General features: G+C 46.1%; 15 protein-coding genes and 1 riboswitch. Of the genes, 12 read left to right on the top strand and 3 right to left on the bottom strand.

The window, feature by feature from the left end:
• Position 1 precedes the first annotated feature (1 nt).
• The 11 genes from bzaD to DESYODRAFT_RS03090 all read left to right on the top strand — a co-directional run bounded on the left by bzaD (position 2) and on the right by DESYODRAFT_RS03090 (position 13879).
• Positions 2 to 1330 (top strand): B12 lower ligand biosynthesis radical SAM protein BzaD, encoded by a 1329-nt coding sequence (gene bzaD, locus DESYODRAFT_RS03040; protein WP_007779264.1) that lies wholly within the window; start codon positions 2 to 4, stop codon positions 1328 to 1330.
• A complete protein-coding gene (locus tag DESYODRAFT_RS03045) occupies positions 1327 to 2823 on the top strand; it encodes a B12-binding domain-containing radical SAM protein (RefSeq protein ID WP_007779266.1) in 1497 nt (498 codons plus the stop codon). The genes bzaD and DESYODRAFT_RS03045 overlap by 4 nt, the downstream gene beginning before the upstream one ends.
• A gap of 124 nt (positions 2824 to 2947) precedes the next feature.
• Positions 2948 to 3049, top strand: a riboswitch (purine riboswitch).
• Between the two features lie 479 nt (positions 3050 to 3528).
• Complete coding sequence (gene purE, locus DESYODRAFT_RS03050) at positions 3529 to 4038, top strand: 5-(carboxyamino)imidazole ribonucleotide mutase (protein ID WP_007779267.1); 510 nt, start codon at positions 3529 to 3531, stop codon at positions 4036 to 4038.
• Positions 4035 to 5330, top strand: a complete 1296-nt coding sequence (gene purB / locus DESYODRAFT_RS03055; protein ID WP_007779268.1) for an adenylosuccinate lyase — start codon at positions 4035 to 4037, stop codon at positions 5328 to 5330. The genes purE and purB overlap by 4 nt, the downstream gene beginning before the upstream one ends.
• A gap of 480 nt (positions 5331 to 5810) precedes the next feature.
• Positions 5811 to 6530, top strand: a complete 720-nt coding sequence (purC, locus tag DESYODRAFT_RS03060; protein ID WP_007779270.1) for a phosphoribosylaminoimidazolesuccinocarboxamide synthase — start codon at positions 5811 to 5813, stop codon at positions 6528 to 6530.
• A 137-nt stretch (positions 6531 to 6667) separates the two neighbouring features.
• Complete coding sequence (gene purF / locus DESYODRAFT_RS03065; protein WP_007779272.1) at positions 6668 to 8086, top strand: amidophosphoribosyltransferase; 1419 nt, start codon at positions 6668 to 6670, stop codon at positions 8084 to 8086.
• Positions 8087 to 8171: 85 nt separating this feature from the next.
• Positions 8172 to 9218: a phosphoribosylformylglycinamidine cyclo-ligase gene (purM, locus tag DESYODRAFT_RS03070; protein WP_007779275.1), complete on the top strand. Its 1047-nt coding sequence runs from the start codon at positions 8172 to 8174 to the stop codon at positions 9216 to 9218.
• The gene (gene purN, locus DESYODRAFT_RS03075; RefSeq protein ID WP_007779277.1) at positions 9181 to 9783 is read left to right on the top strand and encodes a phosphoribosylglycinamide formyltransferase; all 603 of its coding nucleotides are present in this window, start codon (positions 9181 to 9183) and stop codon (positions 9781 to 9783) included. The genes purM and purN overlap by 38 nt, the downstream gene beginning before the upstream one ends.
• Positions 9784 to 9794: 11 nt before the next feature.
• Positions 9795 to 11339 carry a bifunctional phosphoribosylaminoimidazolecarboxamide formyltransferase/IMP cyclohydrolase gene (gene purH / locus DESYODRAFT_RS03080; protein ID WP_007779280.1) on the top strand — a complete coding sequence of 515 codons (1545 nt, stop codon included), beginning with the start codon at positions 9795 to 9797 and terminating at the stop codon, positions 11337 to 11339.
• A gap of 64 nt (positions 11340 to 11403) precedes the next feature.
• The gene (purD, locus tag DESYODRAFT_RS03085) at positions 11404 to 12684 is read left to right on the top strand and encodes a phosphoribosylamine--glycine ligase (RefSeq protein ID WP_007779282.1); all 1281 of its coding nucleotides are present in this window, start codon (positions 11404 to 11406) and stop codon (positions 12682 to 12684) included.
• A 640-nt stretch (positions 12685 to 13324) separates the two neighbouring features.
• Positions 13325 to 13879, top strand: a complete 555-nt coding sequence (locus DESYODRAFT_RS03090) for a manganese catalase family protein (RefSeq protein WP_007779285.1) — start codon at positions 13325 to 13327, stop codon at positions 13877 to 13879.
• Between the two features lie 170 nt (positions 13880 to 14049).
• On the opposite strand, the gene DESYODRAFT_RS03095 is transcribed toward DESYODRAFT_RS03090, so the two are convergent.
• The 3 genes from DESYODRAFT_RS03095 to DESYODRAFT_RS03105 all read right to left on the bottom strand — a co-directional run bounded on the left by DESYODRAFT_RS03095 (position 14050) and on the right by DESYODRAFT_RS03105 (position 15984).
• A complete protein-coding gene (locus DESYODRAFT_RS03095; protein ID WP_007779287.1) occupies positions 14050 to 14370 on the bottom strand; it encodes a CC/Se motif family (seleno)protein in 321 nt (106 codons plus the stop codon).
• An 87-nt stretch (positions 14371 to 14457) separates the two neighbouring features.
• Positions 14458 to 15186 carry a DUF421 domain-containing protein gene (locus DESYODRAFT_RS03100; protein ID WP_007779289.1) on the bottom strand — a complete coding sequence of 243 codons (729 nt, stop codon included), beginning with the start codon at positions 15184 to 15186 and terminating at the stop codon, positions 14458 to 14460.
• A gap of 105 nt (positions 15187 to 15291) precedes the next feature.
• Positions 15292 to 15984 (bottom strand): hypothetical protein, encoded by a 693-nt coding sequence (locus DESYODRAFT_RS03105; RefSeq protein ID WP_007779292.1) that lies wholly within the window; start codon positions 15982 to 15984, stop codon positions 15292 to 15294.
• Positions 15985 to 16172: 188 nt separating this feature from the next.
• Between DESYODRAFT_RS03105 and DESYODRAFT_RS03110 the strand changes: the two genes are divergently transcribed.
• Positions 16173 to 16604, top strand: a complete 432-nt coding sequence (locus DESYODRAFT_RS03110) for a metal-dependent transcriptional regulator (RefSeq protein WP_007779294.1) — start codon at positions 16173 to 16175, stop codon at positions 16602 to 16604.
• Positions 16605 to 16615 lie beyond the last annotated feature (11 nt).

Here is a 16615-nt window from a genome sequence, read left to right on the forward strand (position 1 = left end):
TGTGCGTATCTTGATGATCCAAACCCCTTCCGTCGAAGATTTTTCTCAGGAAAGAGTCTATCCGATCGGGATTGTCCTTCTGGCCAGTCGCCTTCAAGGGTATGATCATGAAGTCAGTATCTTGGATATGAACCTGGAGAGAGATCCTTATGGAGCGCTGAAGGAGAAGCTGCTGACATTTCAACCGGAGGGGATTGGTTTATCCCTACGTAATATTGACCCTTTGGGCAATAAAACCAGCTCACTTGTTTCGCCCTTTATTGTTACGGTTCAGTTGATTGCTGCCGTTCTGCCTCAAGCGTGGTTGATTGCGGGCGGAACCGGCTTTTCTCTCTTTCCGGAACGGCTGATGATGGAGATACCTGAGTTAGATTACGGAATCGTGGGAGAAGCAGAGATGACATTTCCTGCGCTTCTCCGCTCACTGGACAATCCGCCGTCTTTGCCCGGGCTATGCCGGCGAGAGGGCCTGAAGGTGCATGTTTCACCGCCTGGGGCTGATTTTGATATGTCGGACTATGTTCCCGCGAATAGGCTGTTACTGGATCCTGTGCTCTACCAAGGGATTAATAATTACGTTCCCACAATTGGAATAGAAGCCAAACGAGGATGTGCGCTTAACTGTGCTTATTGTGTCTATCCCCGGCTTCAAGGGAGGAGATTGCGGTGCCGGCCGGCCGGGGCTGTCGTGGATGAAATAGAAGTTCTGCACAAGGATTATGGGATAAAAAGCTTCCATTTTACCGATCCTGTCCTGAACATTCCCCAGGGTCACCTGGAGGGAATCTGTGAGGAGATACTGCGCAGAAAACTCAGGATTCGCTGGGACGGATTTATGCGGGAAGACCAGCTTAATGAAAAAAATGTCGCTTTGTTTGAACGGGCTGGGTGTGAATGTTTTTCCTTTTCCCCCGACGGTTTATGTCAGGAATCCTTGGATAGTCTAAATAAAAACCTTAGTGAGGCTCAGATTTTGAAAGCGGCAAGCCTTGTTGCCCAAACAGACACGGTAAGCGTCTATCATTTTATGGTCAATGTGCCTGGGGAGACGGAAAAGACCTGTGAAAAAAGTCTGCGGTTTGTCGAACGGCTTTACGAATTGCACAGCCGGAAAAGGAATTTGGGAACCATCATTTTAAATAATATTCGTATTCTGCCAGGCACAGCGATCGAAAGGATGGCCAGGACACAAGGGGTCATTGACGCTGAAACGGATCTGCTCTATCCGACCTATTACAACCCGAAGCCGTTTAATACCTTAAGATATAAGTTGGAAACACTTCAGCAGTGCAGAAATGTATTTATGTGGCAGGAGGTGAAGGTAAAATGAAGATTCTATTATTAGAGCATCCACGAAAGGTTTGTCAGGAGCGATGTAATGATATCGCCAACACTCCCCTGGCCTCTTGTCTTCATTCAGGATATGCCGCCGGTATGCTCAGAAGTGAAGGGCATAACGTTGAAATTATTGAAGGTTTCCTGGATGGGCTGGATTACCAAGCAATAGAACGCAGGGTGAAAGCTCAGAAACCGGACATCCTGGGAGTTCATATGGTCTACCATTGGCAGACGGACACGGCCTTGTACGATTTTCTGCACATGGTTAAAGTTGAGCAACTATCCTCCTATATTACGGCTTACGGATATTATCCGACCACCGACTTTGCAGAGATCTTAAAGCAGTGTCAGGATATTGATTCAGTGATCCTGGGCGAACCGGAGCTCACCTTTGCTAAGGTTGCCAACGCTGTAACGAACCAAGCCAGCCTTGAAAATCTTCCCGGTCTCGCCCGGAGGGATAAGTGGGGAGAGATCGTTTTCCAACGCAGCGAACTGGTGGCTGATCTGGACGCGCTTCCGTTTCCTGTGCGAACGGAAGCATTGTTCCGATTGCCCGAGGTAAACCTGCAGGGGAGTAGGGGATGCTATGGAGGATGTACTTTTTGCTACATTAATCCGTTTTACGGTCAAGGGTCTAAATGGCGTGGGCGAAGTCCGGAAAATATCATCGCGGAGATCGATGACTTAATGGCTAAACATAGAATAAAGGATTTCTATTTTACTGATCCGAACTTTTTCGGTCCGGGTGAAAGAGGTCAGCAACGAGCCATGCGCTTGGCTGCTCTTCTTAAATCCAGGAACCTTAGGTTTGGCATCGAGGCCCGGGTTAACGATATTCATGACGAAACCATAAGTGCGCTTGTTGCAGCAGGGCTGCGCCATATTCTCATAGGGCTGGAGAGCGGCAGTGACCGTTCCTTGAAGCGGATCAATAAGATGACGACGGTTGCTCAGAATGAGAGGGCTATCCGGACCCTTCGGCAATACGGGATCGAACCTAATGTTGGGTTTATTATGTTTGAGCCGGACTCATCGTTAGAGGATATTCGGGTCAATTTTGAATTTCTGAAGCGCAATGACTTGCTGAAGAATCTGGCGATTACTGCTAACCTGCTCTATCATCACCTGATTGTTTTAAAGGGAACGAAAGCTCACCGGGATCTCCAGGAGGCTGGGCGTCTGAAGGTTCAAGGCTCGGCTTATGAAAGCACCGTCGCTTTGACGGATCCTAAAGTTGAGGTTTTAGCCCTGATCATGAGGAGAATTACGAACTTCCTTTTCGACCGGATGAATGGGATATGGGGTGGGAAGGTTCCGGAACCTGAAAATGCTCAGGAACGATATGCAACGATCAATGGTTTGTTGGTCAACCTATTTGAGAGTACTTTAGAGATGTTGGAAGTTGGGGGAAGGTTTACGGAAGAACAAATAGAGACTTTGCTTAAAAGCAATGAAAAAGAGATAGACAGTATTTTGTTATAAGAATATAGCCCGCCTCGCAGTGAACTCCTGATAGCTTGTTTATAGTCGAACGTTTTTATAATAATATTTATTAATGTTCGATTTTCTATTGACCTGGAAAGCACCTTCTTGTAAAATAAGCTATCGGATAAATTCATAAGGAGTTCATATAACTGCGGAGATATGGTCCGCGAGTTTCTACCAGACTGCCGTAAATGGTCTGACTATGAGCGAAAGTGTACCTAGGGCAACTAAGGCGAATCGCCGCCGGTCCCTTCTCTCGCCGTCCTTGGCTGACAGGGACACCCGGCCGTCTATGGCCGTTGGCAGAAGACCGGTGCCGGCTAAGTTTCTTGGCACTTGTGCTTAGAAAGTATAAATTTGCGTTATACTTTCTAAGCACAAGTACAGTTAAGGCGGCCGCCTACGGCTTGGCTCCGGCCAAGTTTTCTTTGTCCGAGTGGTACAGGTTTGATTGCGAGATCAAATTACACCGAAGGGATAAAAGCCCAGGCGGGTAGGTTTCACTCTGTTTTTTAAGGGGAGTGAATTCTGCCCAGGCCTGGGTTTTCTTATACTGTCGAACGTATAAGCTTGCGTTATATGCTGCAAGAAGCTTTAACCCGTGCGAAGACAGTGTCTTCATCTAAGTATAGGTGAAACTAAAGAGGCCGCCTGCGCCTGCAGCTTTCCCGCTGAGTTAATATGAAAGAGAGGCGAATATTTTTGAGCCAAATTGGAGTTATTATGGGTAGTGATTCGGATTTAAAGGTTATGGAGGACGCAATCAAGATCCTTCGTCAATTTGACCTTGATTACGACGTGAAAATTTCTTCCGCTCATAGAGCATTGGAACGAACTGTAGACTGGGTAAAGGGATTTGAGGCCCAAGGTGGTAAGCTCATTATTGCTGCAGCAGGGTTGGCGGCCCACTTGCCAGGTGTAGTGGCAGGTGCTACAACGTTACCAGTAATTGGCGTACCGATGCATAGTGGGGCTTTAGAAGGGGTTGACGCTCTTTACTCCATCGTGCAAATGCCCCCGGGAATCCCAGTAGCGACCGTAGGCATTGGAGCGGCCCGTAATGCAGCTTTGCTTGCGGTCCAGATTCTGGCCATTCAGGATCAAGCTTTAAGTGATAAGGTTAAAAACTATCGTGCCCAAATGCTGAAAGATCTCGAAGCCAAGGATGAAGCATTGCAAGTAAGAATAAGAGAAGAGGGGACCCGGACATGATTGAACGCTATACCCTTCCCGAAATGGGAGGAATTTGGACCGATGAACATCGCCTTGCCTTATGGCTGAAAATTGAAATTGCGGCTTGCGAGGGATGGGCCAAGCTCGGAAAGATTCCGAATGAGGCTGTTGATGTCATTCGGAAGAAGGCTTCTTTTTCATGGGAAAGGGTACAAGAGATCGAACAAGTGACTCAACATGATGTATTAGCTTTCTTAACCAATGTTGCAGAGAATGTGGGAGATGAAGCAAAGCATATTCATCTTGGCCTTACTTCGTCCGATATTCTTGATACAGCCCTATCCCTGCAGTTGGTTGAAGCCTCTGATATCCTGCTGACTAAATTGGAGGGATTGGCAGCGGTCCTGGGCCGCAGAGCACTTGAACATAAGGATACCCTGATGATGGGGCGAACCCATGGGATTCACGCTGAACCAATCACCTTAGGGCTCAAGTTTGCTTTGTGGTTCGATGAAATCAGACGCCAGAAGAAGCGCTTAGACTTCGCTCGTGAGGAGATAAGGGTTGGAAAAATTTCCGGTGCAGTGGGGACCTTTGCCAATGTAGACCCCCAAGTTGAAGCCCATGTTTGCCAAGTGCTTGACTTACAGCCGGCTCTGATTTCAACTCAGATACTTCAACGAGACCGCCATGCCTTCTTTATGACGACTCTGGCGGGGATTGCCAGTTCGCTGGATAAAATGGCAACTGAGCTTCGCAACTTACAGCGAACGGATGTGCATGAGGTGGAAGAGGCCTTTGCTAAGGGTCAGAAGGGATCTTCAGCAATGCCGCATAAGAAGAACCCTATTACACCGGAACGTATTTGTGGAATGGCCCGGGTGATTCGAGCGAATGCTCAAGTAGCACTGGAAAATGTTGTTTTATGGCACGAGCGGGATATCTCACATTCTTCTGCGGAACGAATGATCTTGCCGGATAGTACCATAGCTTTAGATTACATACTACATAAGATGATTCAGCTCATAGACCGTCTGGAAGTGTTCCCGGAGCAAATGAAGCTGAACATCGACAAGGGATTCGGTTTGATTTTTTCTCAGCGCGTTATGCTGGCTCTTGTCGATAAAGGTGTCAGCCGAGAAACTGCTTATGCCTTAGTGCAGCGCAATGCCATGGAGGCTTGGAATACAAAAGAGCAATTTCAGAACCTGATAACCAGAGATTCCAGTATTCGAGACCATTTAGATGAAAAAGAAATCAGTGATCTCTTTGATTATGCTTATCATACGAAGCACGTAGAAGATATTTTTAAGCGTTTAGGACTAGTCTGAAAAACACCTCGAAAACATTCAAAGAATCTGTAGACCTGCCCGACCCAAACGCACTCCTGTTTTCATCATCTGCTGGTGCTGCGACAGCGGCATGGCAGGCTACCCTGAAAAATTAAAGACCCTAAAGACATGCAGAAGAATCCCCAGACCCGTAAGCAGGGCAGCTTCGTCCACAGAAGCGAACCCATTGCATGGAGAGGCGATAAAAGCCCACAAGCCGGTGCGGGGAGACGGAGCCACGGGTTCACATCAGGTATTACCCTGAGGTTTGGCGGAGTCCCGCACCGGCGAGTGGGCGAGCCTCGGAATGCTGCGGTGAACGGATGTGGACGAAGCTGCCCGACCCGGAAGCACTCACATTTTCATCCTTTGATGGTGCCGTGGCAGCAGCATGGAGGGCTACTCTAAAAATCAATTAAAGGCAGAAATGAGTTTTGTGATAGTAATGAATTTAGACTGAATTGAAAGGGGAAAAAACTGATGGAAAAATTAGAGTTACGCTATGAGGGAAAAGCTAAGAGAGTATATGACACTGATCAAAAAGAGTATTTCTGGGTAGCTTATAAAGATGATGCTACCGCCTTTAATGGCGAGAAAAAGGGACAAATTGTGGATAAGGGACAGGTCAATAACCAGCTGTCGGCACTTTTCTTTGAGGAACTGGAAAAAACGGGTATCCCGACTCACTTTGTCCGACTGTTAAGTGATCGGGATATGCTTGTGCACCGTCTGGACATGATTCCCCTTGAAGTGGTTGTGCGCAACATTGTAGCTGGAAGTCTGTCCAAACGACTGGGAGTGGAAGAAGGCTTTGTGCTCCCCCGGCCGGTAGTGGAATTGTATTACAAAGACGATGCCCTGGGCGACCCGTTGGTTAATGAATCTCATGTTGAGGCAATGGGCTGGGCGAATATGGATGCTGTCCGTGAAATACAAGCCTTAGGCTTAAAAGTTAATTCAGTATTACAAACCATCTTGGTAAAGGCTGGTATTGAGTTAATTGACTTCAAATTAGAGTTTGGAATACTTGACGGAAAGGTTTATTTAGGAGATGAAATTTCTCCGGATACTTGCCGCTATTGGGATATTGAAACTCGCGAAAAGCTGGACAAAGATCGCTTTCGCCGGGATCTAGGCGGGGTTGAAGAAGCTTATCAAGAAGTCTATCGCAGAGTAAAGGCAGTCTTATCCCAGGCCTAAGCAAGTGATTTCAGTCACCATAGAAAATAGTTTATTCACTCAGCTTAAACATTGCGGTGAAGTACCGTTACTTGCCTGAACGCACGCGAATGTACATTGCCGCAAGCTCGGAACTAAGGGAGAAAGAGGGACCGAATATGTTCGAATACGGAGATGACAAACCAAAAGAGGAATGCGGCGTCTTTGGAATTTATGCTCCCGATCAGGAGGTCGCCCGTCTAACTTACTACGGACTTTACGCTTTACAGCACCGTGGGCAGGAAAGTGCCGGGATCGCGGCATCGGATGGTCGAAGCATTACCTTGCATAAAGGAATGGGATTAGTATCAGAAGTATTTTCAGATAGTATTATGCAAGGGTTGAAGGGGAAAATGGCCATTGGGCATGTTCGTTATTCTACAACCGGATCAAGCCTGCTCGCAAATGCCCAGCCTTTGGTGGTACACTATCAAACAGGCATGATGGCCTTAGCTCATAATGGAAACTTGACAAATGCTGCTGACCTTCGAGAGGAATTGGGGAAAAAAGGAGCTGTCTTTCAAACAACGGTTGATACCGAAGCAATTATTAACCTGATTTCCCGGTATCGCCGGGATTCCTTCGAAGATGCTTTGGTTAAAACTATGATGGATCTTCGTGGTGCGTATGCCTTGGTTATCTTGGCGGAGGATAAGCTTTTTGGAATAAGGGATCCCCATGGTGTCCGTCCCTTATGTATTGGCAAGATAGGTCGTTATTATTGTCTGGCTTCAGAAAGTTGTGCTTTGGATACTATCGGAGCAGAGTTCGTAAGAGATGTGGAACCGGGCGAAATTGTGGTCATCGATGAAGAAGGACTGCATTCCCGACGGGGATTAAGCAAAACTAAGCGTGCCGCCTGTGCCTTTGAATATATCTATTTTGCGCGCCCGGATAGTACCATGGATCAGCTGAATATAGCTGAGAGCCGGCGCAAGATGGGGGTTGAACTGGCCCATGAATGTCCGATTGATGCCGATCTTGTAATTGCAGTCCCTGACTCCGGGACTGCTTCGGCCTTAGGATATGCGACTACCTTGGGAATACCCTTTGGAGAAGGGCTTATTAAAAATCGTTATGTTGGAAGAACCTTTATTCAACCCACTCAAGCCATGAGAGAAGTCGCGGTTCGTCTTAAGCTCAATGCCAATGCCAGTGTTCTGAAAGGTAAACGGGTCGTGATGATTGATGATTCGATCGTTCGAGGAACGACGAGTTCCAAGCTGGTTGATATGGTCAAGAAAGCAGGCGCCAAGGAAGTACATTTCTTAATTAGTTCTCCTCCCGTCGCCTATCCATGTTTCTATGGAATTGATACCGCTGAACGGGAGAAACTTATTGCTAATCAATTGGATGCCGAGGGAATTCGGGAGTATGTGGGGGCAGACTCATTGCACTATATCTCTGAAGAGGGATTGCTTCGGGCACTGGGTACCGAAGAGGTTTGCCTGGCTTGCTTTAATGGGGCTTACCCTATCTCAGTTTCAGACTTAAACCGGGGTAAGAATAATTTTGAATCTCATAATTCTTGCGGATAGGTTTTGGGGCAGTTATTTATTGAGAAGGTAGAGCGGATTTTCAAGAATAATCCGGATGGATAGAACTGTGAGGAGGAAAACAACGTTGGGATACTCATACCGGGATGCGGGTGTTGACATTCAAGCAGGGAATGAAGTGGTGGAACGTATCAAGCCGGCTGTAGCTCGGACTCTTCGGCCAGAGGTGCTCGGCGGACTTGGAGGGTTTGGCGGACTATTTAAATTGGATTTGAGCAAATATCCAAACCCTGTTCTTGTTTCCGGAACAGATGGGGTTGGAACTAAGCTGCGCCTGGCTTTTCAAATGAATCGTCACGATAGCATCGGACAGGATGCCGTAGCTATGTGTGTCAATGATATCTTAGTACAAGGGGCGGAACCTTTGTATTTTCTCGATTACCTGGCGGTTGGCAAGGTAGAGCCAAAACGGCTGGCGGAGGTCGTAGGTGGGGTTGCCAGAGGGTGTGAAATGGCAGGCTGTGCTCTCATCGGAGGCGAGACAGCAGAGATGCCGGGATTTTATGCAGAAGATGAGTACGATATTGCAGGATTTTCGGTGGGAGTTGTCAATGAAGATCGGCTGATTGATGGCTCAAAGATTCAAGCTGGAGATATCCTGATTGGCTTGCCCTCATCGGGACTCCATAGTAATGGATATTCCTTAGCCCGCAAAGTCTTTGAAACCTATTCCTTGGATGAGCAGTTCCCGGAATTAGGTGAACCGCTCGGGGAGGCATTGCTTCGCCCGACGCGCATTTATGTCAAGCCGATCCTGTCGCTTCTTCCCGGAGGGGAGATTCTCGGGATGGCCCATATCACCGGGGGAGGATTAACCGATAACATCCCCCGGGTATTACCCAAGGGTTTGGGAATACGGATTGATACATCCAGCTGGGAACGCCCTCCAATTTTCGCTTTGCTCCAACGTCTGGGAGATGTGGCCTGGTCAGAAATGTATCGAACCTTTAACATGGGAATTGGATTTGTCCTTATTGTTCACCCGGAGGATAAGGATTCTGTGTGCCAAAAACTCGATGATTTGGGTGAGCGAAGCTATATTATGGGGAGTGTTGTAACGGGAGAAGGGGTGGCTTATGAGGACGGCAATTCTGGCATCGGGTCGTGGAAGTAATCTTCAAGCCTTGATAGAAGCTCAGCGAAGTGCCAAGCTCCCAATTGAAATCGTGGCTGCAGGATCGGATCAGTTCGGTGCCGGTGCACTCAAGCGGGCGAAGGAGGCAGGAATTCCAACCCGGGTTTTTCATATCAGCGATTATCCGGATCGCCAGGCCCAGGAGCAAGATATCTTGATTTGGATGAGAGAGAATCAAGTAGAGCTGTTACTCTTAGCAGGGTATATGAGGGTTTTAGGTTCCCAGTTTATGCGTCAAGCTTGGTTTCCGATTCTCAATATCCATCCCTCACTGCTGCCTGCTTTTCCCGGTCTCCATGCTCAGCGTCAGGCCCTTGAGTATGGGGTCAAAATAAGTGGATGCACGGTCCATTTTGTTGATGAAGGCTTGGATAGCGGCCCGATTATTTTACAGGAAGCGGTACCTGTTTTAGCGGAGGATACGGAAGAGGGTTTGTCTCAAAGAATTTTAGCGGTGGAACATCGTCTTTATACAGAGGCCGTACGCCTGGTAGCTTTAGGGAAGGTAAACCGTATTGGGCGTCGAGTACAGATTTTGCAATAGGAGGAATTAGGATGAAACGAAGAGCTATAATAAGCGTTTCAGACAAAACGGGAATTGTTGCTTTTGCTCGTGAGCTGGTTGATTTGGGCTTTGAATTAATTTCCACCGGGGGCACATACAAAGTACTGGATGAAGCCAATATTTCAGTGAAATATGTAAGTGAGGTTACGGGATTTCCCGAGGTTTTAGATGGCCGGGTGAAAACGCTTCACCCATTAATTCATGGCGGAATTTTAGCGAGGGACAGTGTGGATCATTTGCAGCAAATGGAGCAAAACGGAATTCTCTATATTGACTTGGTTGTGGTCAACCTTTATCCGTTCCGGGAGACCATAGCCAAGCCTGGAGTGAGCTTTGAAGAAGCCATAGAAAATATTGACGTTGGCGGCCCCACAATGGTTCGCGCCGCAGCCAAAAATCACGGGCGGGTTACGGTATTGGTGAACCCGGAATCCTATGAAGAAGTATTAAGCGTGCTGCGCGAAATGGGTAATGTTCCTGCGGGTATGCGTAAGCGGCTGGCAGCTGAAGCCTTTGCTCATACTGCAGAATATGACCGCCTGATTGCGGGTTATTTAGAACGGCAGATTGGACCGTCCGATGAATTCCCGGAGACACTTCGTATTTCGGCCCGCAAAGTCCAAGAGCTGCGTTATGGTGAGAATCCACAACAGAAGGCAGCCTTCTATATCAATGCCGACGCTGGAGCAGGAACTCTTGCTAATGGCAAGCAACTCCAAGGGAAGGAATTATCGTACAATAATTGGATTGATATGAATGCGGCTTGGAAGCTTGTGCGTGAGTTTGAATCCTGTGCAGCGGTGATCATCAAGCATACCAATCCTTGTGGAGTGGCTAAAGGTACGACTCCGCTTGAGGCCTATGAAACTGCCTTCAATGCAGATCCCGTTTCTGCTTTCGGGGGAATTATTGCTTTTAACCGTGTAGTAGATACGGCATGTGCCGAAGCCCTTAAAGATCGCTTTTATGAGGTTATTGCTGCACCGGAATTTAGTCCCGAGGCTCGGGAGATTCTTAGTGCTAAAGCTAATCTCCGGCTTTTTGTGGTTGGCAGAGGGGATGCCGGAAAAACAAAACTCGGGTATGTCACCAGGAGTGTTGAAGGCGGATATCTTGTTCAAGAGGTGGATCAAGGGACAACCCCTGTCAGCGCATGGGAGGTTGTGACCGAACAAAAACCTACGGAAGAGGATCTGGCTGCCCTTGATTTTGCTTGGCGAATTGTGAAGCATGTTAAATCAAACGCTATCGTGGTAACAGATCATAGACGTACACTGGGTGTCGGAGCAGGGCAAATGAATCGGGTAGGTTCCGTAAAGATAGCCCTGGATCAGGCCGGCGATCATGCTAAAGGGGCATATTTAGCTTCAGATGCTTTCTTTCCCTTCCCAGATTCAATTGAAGAAGCTGCAAAGGCGGGAATTCGAGCCATCGTTCAGCCGGGAGGATCTCTCAAAGATCCTGCGGTCATCGAAGCAGCTAATCGCTTAAATATTATTATGGTCTTTACGCATCGCCGGCACTTCCAGCATTAAGAGCTTGAATTGGAGTGTCATTGGGTGTGTGGAGGTCTATATAATTGAGAGATGAGGTGAGACAGTGGGTAAACATCGGGTGTTAATCGTAGGCAGCGGCGGGCGGGAACACGCTTTGGCCTGGAAGCTGGCCCAAAGCCCGGAACTTGAACGTTTATTTGTGGCCCCCGGGAATGCAGGGACTGCGCTGTGGAATGTCCCGATTCCTGGTCGGGACATCGCTGGATTAGTGGAGTTTGCGCTCAAAGAAAAAATCGATCTGACTCTTGTCGGGCCGGAAGACCCCTTGAGTTTAGGAATTGTCGATGTTTTTCAGGAGGCCGGTCTGCGGATCTTCGGGCCTGCTCAGGCGGCAGCTCAATTGGAAGGAAGTAAATCCTTTGCTAAAACGATTATGGAAAGTGCAAGGATTCCAACAGCAGAGTGCCAAGTCTTTGAGAATCCGAATCAGGCGAAAGAGTATATTAATACCATTGGAGCACCCTGTGTTTTAAAGGCTGATGGTCTAGCCGCGGGTAAGGGTGTTATCGTGGCGATGGACTTGGAAACCGCCCTCCAGGCAGTCGATGAAATCATGGAAGGTGGTTTTGGTTCCGCGGGTAAAAAGCTGCTTATTGAAGAATTTCTGGAAGGTCAAGAAGTTAGTTTGCTGTGTTTTTCGGATGGAGAAACAGCTTTGCCGATGGTTCCGGTTCAGGACCATAAACGGGCCTTAGATGGGGACCAGGGGCTCAACACTGGAGGAATGGGTACTTATAGCCCGCCTCCGATTTGGACGACTGAACTTGAAGCAACCGTCATGCGTGACTTCGTCAGTCCAACCTTGCAGGTTATGAAAGCAAGAGGAACTCCCTTTGTAGGAGTGCTTTTTCTGGGCTTAATGTTAACCGAACGGGGTCCTAAACTTCTGGAATACAATGTTCGGTTTGGCGATCCCGAAACACAAGTAGTGATGAAACGGCTGAAATCGGATCTCTTGCCAATTCTTTGGGCCTGCACTGAGGGAAGTCTGGATCAGAGCCATTTGGATTGGAAAGAGGAGGTCGCAGTTTGTGTTGTGATGGCTGCTCAAGGTTATCCATCGGCTTACACAAAAGGGGTCCCGATCCGATTGCCAGTGGAGACGGATAATAATGCGGTCATCTTCCATGCCGGAACGGGATTTAGCGAGGGGCAGCTTCTCAGCACCGGCGGTCGGGTATTAGGGATAACCGCTGAAGGACGCTCTCTTCAAGAAGCTAGGGAAAGGGCTTATGCTCTCGTCAATAAAATCGATTTTCCTAAGGCCCATTTTCGCCGGGATATTGGAATAAAAGGACTTGAGGAGCCAAAATTACCACTATAAGGTTTAACATATTCTTCACACAAAGTTCATGGGAATGTAACAGAGATACTCTATAATGAGTTTAATAAATAATTACCCGTTATTTTAGCGGTTAATATAAATACTTCTTCTTATTTTTCTTCCCCTTCTCTTTGCCCCTCCTTGTATAGGGAGGGGATTTTTTGTCCCATCGTTTCTTACGGAAATCCCTCTGAACCGCGAGTTTTTGAAAATTTATAGGATAAAGAACGAGGGGCATAACGAACGTTAGTTTCGCTATGCCCCTCGTTCTTGCTTTTAGGAGTCAATCCCTAATGGTCAACACGGGGTAGTATTTTGCTGGGAGCGGTATTCAGACATCTGGGACAGACATAAACAGGACTCTTAGCAGCCGGGATTATATTGAGCTTTAAGGTTTGAGCTGTGTACTGAATCCACTTGCTTAAGTGATCCATGCTCTGGCAGTTGGGACAACACAATAACACTATTCTTTCACTTCCTCCAGAGGTAGTCTATGAACAATAGGAGAGAAGTGTTACAACACCCGTGCAGCGTTTCGGTGAAGTATCTCCTGACTTTAGTTTAATTAAGGTTGTGACCTCATGGATTCTGCCGCCATATAATAAAGGCAGGATTCTTTAAATAGAGGGTGGGATGAATAGTGTTTAACTACCACAAGCGTTTGTTTTATCCAATCCATGTTGAACGTCAAGATCCAGCGTTCGCCCACGTGTTGATAGACCATTATACCGGGACCGACAGTGAGTTATTCTCAGCAATACAGTACCTTAACCAGCGGTCAAATATCTCAAATCGGCATGTTCGGGAATTACTGGGGATAATCGCTGCGGAAGAATTAGGGCACATGGAATTAATTTCAGTAGCGATCAAAAAACTGGGGGGGCCACCGCTAACCCTTGACAATGGGCAAGGTACTCCATGGAGTATCAATCATATTGACCAGAGTCTTGACGTTATTAATATGCTCCAGGTTGATATTCAAGCGGAAACCAGAGTAGGCCGTTTGTACCAGAAGCATTTAGAAATGACCAATGACCTAAACATGAAGAAAATGATTAAGTTTCTGATTAATAGGGGAGAAGTACATAAACGCTTGTTGAAAAAGGCCCAGAGGCTAATTCGTGAAAATGGTTCACCTGAGGAATTTAATGAGTTAATTTACGACTATAAAATGAGTTTGCAGGTATTAAAGTAATTATGCATAAGCAGTCGCTGAACCTTGTTTCGAAAAATTTATTGATATAAAGAAAACTTGGCTGGCGCCCGAAGACACTGTCTTCGCACGGGTTAAACCTTCTTGCAGTATAATAACGAAATTTTATACTTTCTGGTAGTATTAAAAAAAGTCGGCCGAAATGGCCGACTTTAGTATCGAATTATCCAATCAGAAATCATTAAGCGTTCGGAAAAACCTTGCTTTTGAGTATCAATAGTTAATTCGGATTTCCGGATCAAATCACGATCATAATAGACCGTTATTCCTTCAACATTAAATTCATAAAAATTTTCAAGTTTACGTGGGCTTCCTTTGCGCACAGCCGGTGGAGTAGAGAGAGGGATACAGCATTGTGTGACTACCACGCGTTTTATGTAAAGCTTATTTTTTTTGGCTTTCTGGAGGAAGTTCATTGCCTTCTGTGTAATGTTTATATTCATAGTCATCATTTTTTCAAGGTTTGGCTCCAACGGTGGATTCACCTCCTCAACGTTACACATTTAACCTTATTCTAACATTTCTGATTTTGGTTGCAAGGGATTGGGGGAATAGAATTCTCAGTTTGAAAGAGGAATAATAGTTTGTTTATTTTCCATATAACTCTTTAAAGAAATATGGAGTTCCTGCTTGGCATTTATGGAGGCAAAGAAAACATCTTCGACAGTTTTAATATTATGATTTGATAACTGCTGCAAGAGCCAATCCTTTGATAGATCGAGTTTCATTAGCACATTTCCATAGATCTCCCCATCGACTATGACAGGATAAGATAAGGAAGTACTTTTTTTGATTAAATTCATATCCTCTAGAGTAACGGAGGTTTTACTATCCTGCCTTAAGACAGATAGTCTGCCATTCGCCTCAACTATTCCTAGCCGTACTTCTTTAATGTCAAAGATATCCTTTTCTCGTAACATGTGAAGAACATTGTCAATGGAATAACGAATTCTCTTAAGATTATTAACGATAAATTGTCCATCCTGAATAACAATAGTCGGATCGAAGGTAATTAAATGTCCGAATTTACGGTGCTTAAGCATCAATTTAGTAATAACTTTTTGAAACAATCCGATGATAATGATTGCAACTCCGGTATGTATGTGAGAAATTTTTGGATCAGCAAGATCTGCTCCTGTTATTGCTCCTAAGGTAATTATGATCAAAAAGTCGAAAACAGGAAGCTCGCCTATGGCACGCTTTCCCATGTATAAGGTGACTACCAATAATAAGGGTATAATCGTGAAGATTCTGCCAGTGACAATGAGAAGTTCCTTAATTAATTCCATATTAACCTCCGGTTTTTCCCAGGATCATTAAACCACCCACTTTTGTAAGTGGGTGGTGTTCAATATTCCCGGAATGGTTTATTTCCATGTGTAATTTCCTCATGATTATAACGTCTTCTTTAATTTACTATCCCAAAAACGATTAGCGACTAGTCGAACACAAAAGGGATGGTTTCCCCAAATGTCCGGGTTATCGAGAGACAACATAAGGGCATAGGCTTGGCGGCAAGTCGAAATTAGAGGATAATTTTTAGTGATATAGGCAAGAACAGATAGGATGGCTTCTCGCCGTTCGGGGCGAAACAAGTTTTGGATATAGCGGCGGCTGTGTGGAGTTAGGCGAAAACGAGTCAAATCAAAGGAGAGGGGCTTAATTTCGCTCTCGGAAAAGGAGACCACCTCTAATTCGGGAAGATCTGCCAAACTATCAGATGTTTGCAGGAATCGTACGAGGTGTTCTTGAATTTCAAGAGCCGGAAAAGAGACAATTCCAGGGGTTGAGGCCAAAATACGGATGCGCAAGAGGTTAGAGTGAATTATTTTTTCGTTTTTCATAAAAAGGGAATGCTGGGAAATATATTGGATGAGGGAACCGAGTGCCTCATTACCTTCTAAAGCTTGTTGTTCCCAAGAGGGTAATAAATAAAGGATGTCGTCTGCCAGGGGCGGATTGGGTTGCTCAAAAAGTTGGTATTCAATAATTTTGCTCACTGACTCCTGAGTTGGATTAGCAAGTAAGATGTGTCGCAGTCCGGGGTGGATTGCAATTGACGCATTTTTTTTATCTGAGTGACTCATCGAAGGTGCCTCCTCCGCAGCTTAAATCCTTAATTCTGTCTGTCTTGTTAGTTTATGTTATTTATTTGGTTCTATCCTCTAAATTTACAGGTACACTGTCTCCCCGTTTCCCTAAACTTGGTGATTAAGTTGGAAAGTTCTGAGACCTGTCGCATAAATATAAGACAAAGCGTTGAAAAGGAGTAGCGATGGGAATACTCACCCCCAGTTTAGAAGATTATCTGGAAGAGCTATATCGTTTTTCTCTATCCGCAGATACCGTGCGGGTAACTGACCTCAGTATTAAACTTGGGGTCTCTTTGCCATCGGTAACGAAAGCTCTGCGCAAACTAAAAAGCGGTCAGTATATTTACTATCAACGCTATGGGGAGATTACTCTCACAGACAAAGGGAAGAAGCTTGGGGATTTCCTGGTTAAACGCAACCAGCTATTACAGGAATTTCTGATGCTTATTAATACCGACTGTGATATTGCAGCCGAGGCTGAGGCGATGGAACATTACCTTTCGGAAGCTACTATCCGCTCGATCCAAGCTATTGTCACATTCCTCAACCAAAACCCGGAATGGCATAAGGTTTTACTGGAACACATTGCGTCTTCCAGCAAAACCGATGTGTAATCTGCTTATAG

Source organism: Desulfosporosinus youngiae DSM 17734, from assembly GCF_000244895.1.
Classification (GTDB): domain Bacteria; phylum Bacillota; class Desulfitobacteriia; order Desulfitobacteriales; family Desulfitobacteriaceae; genus Desulfosporosinus; species Desulfosporosinus youngiae.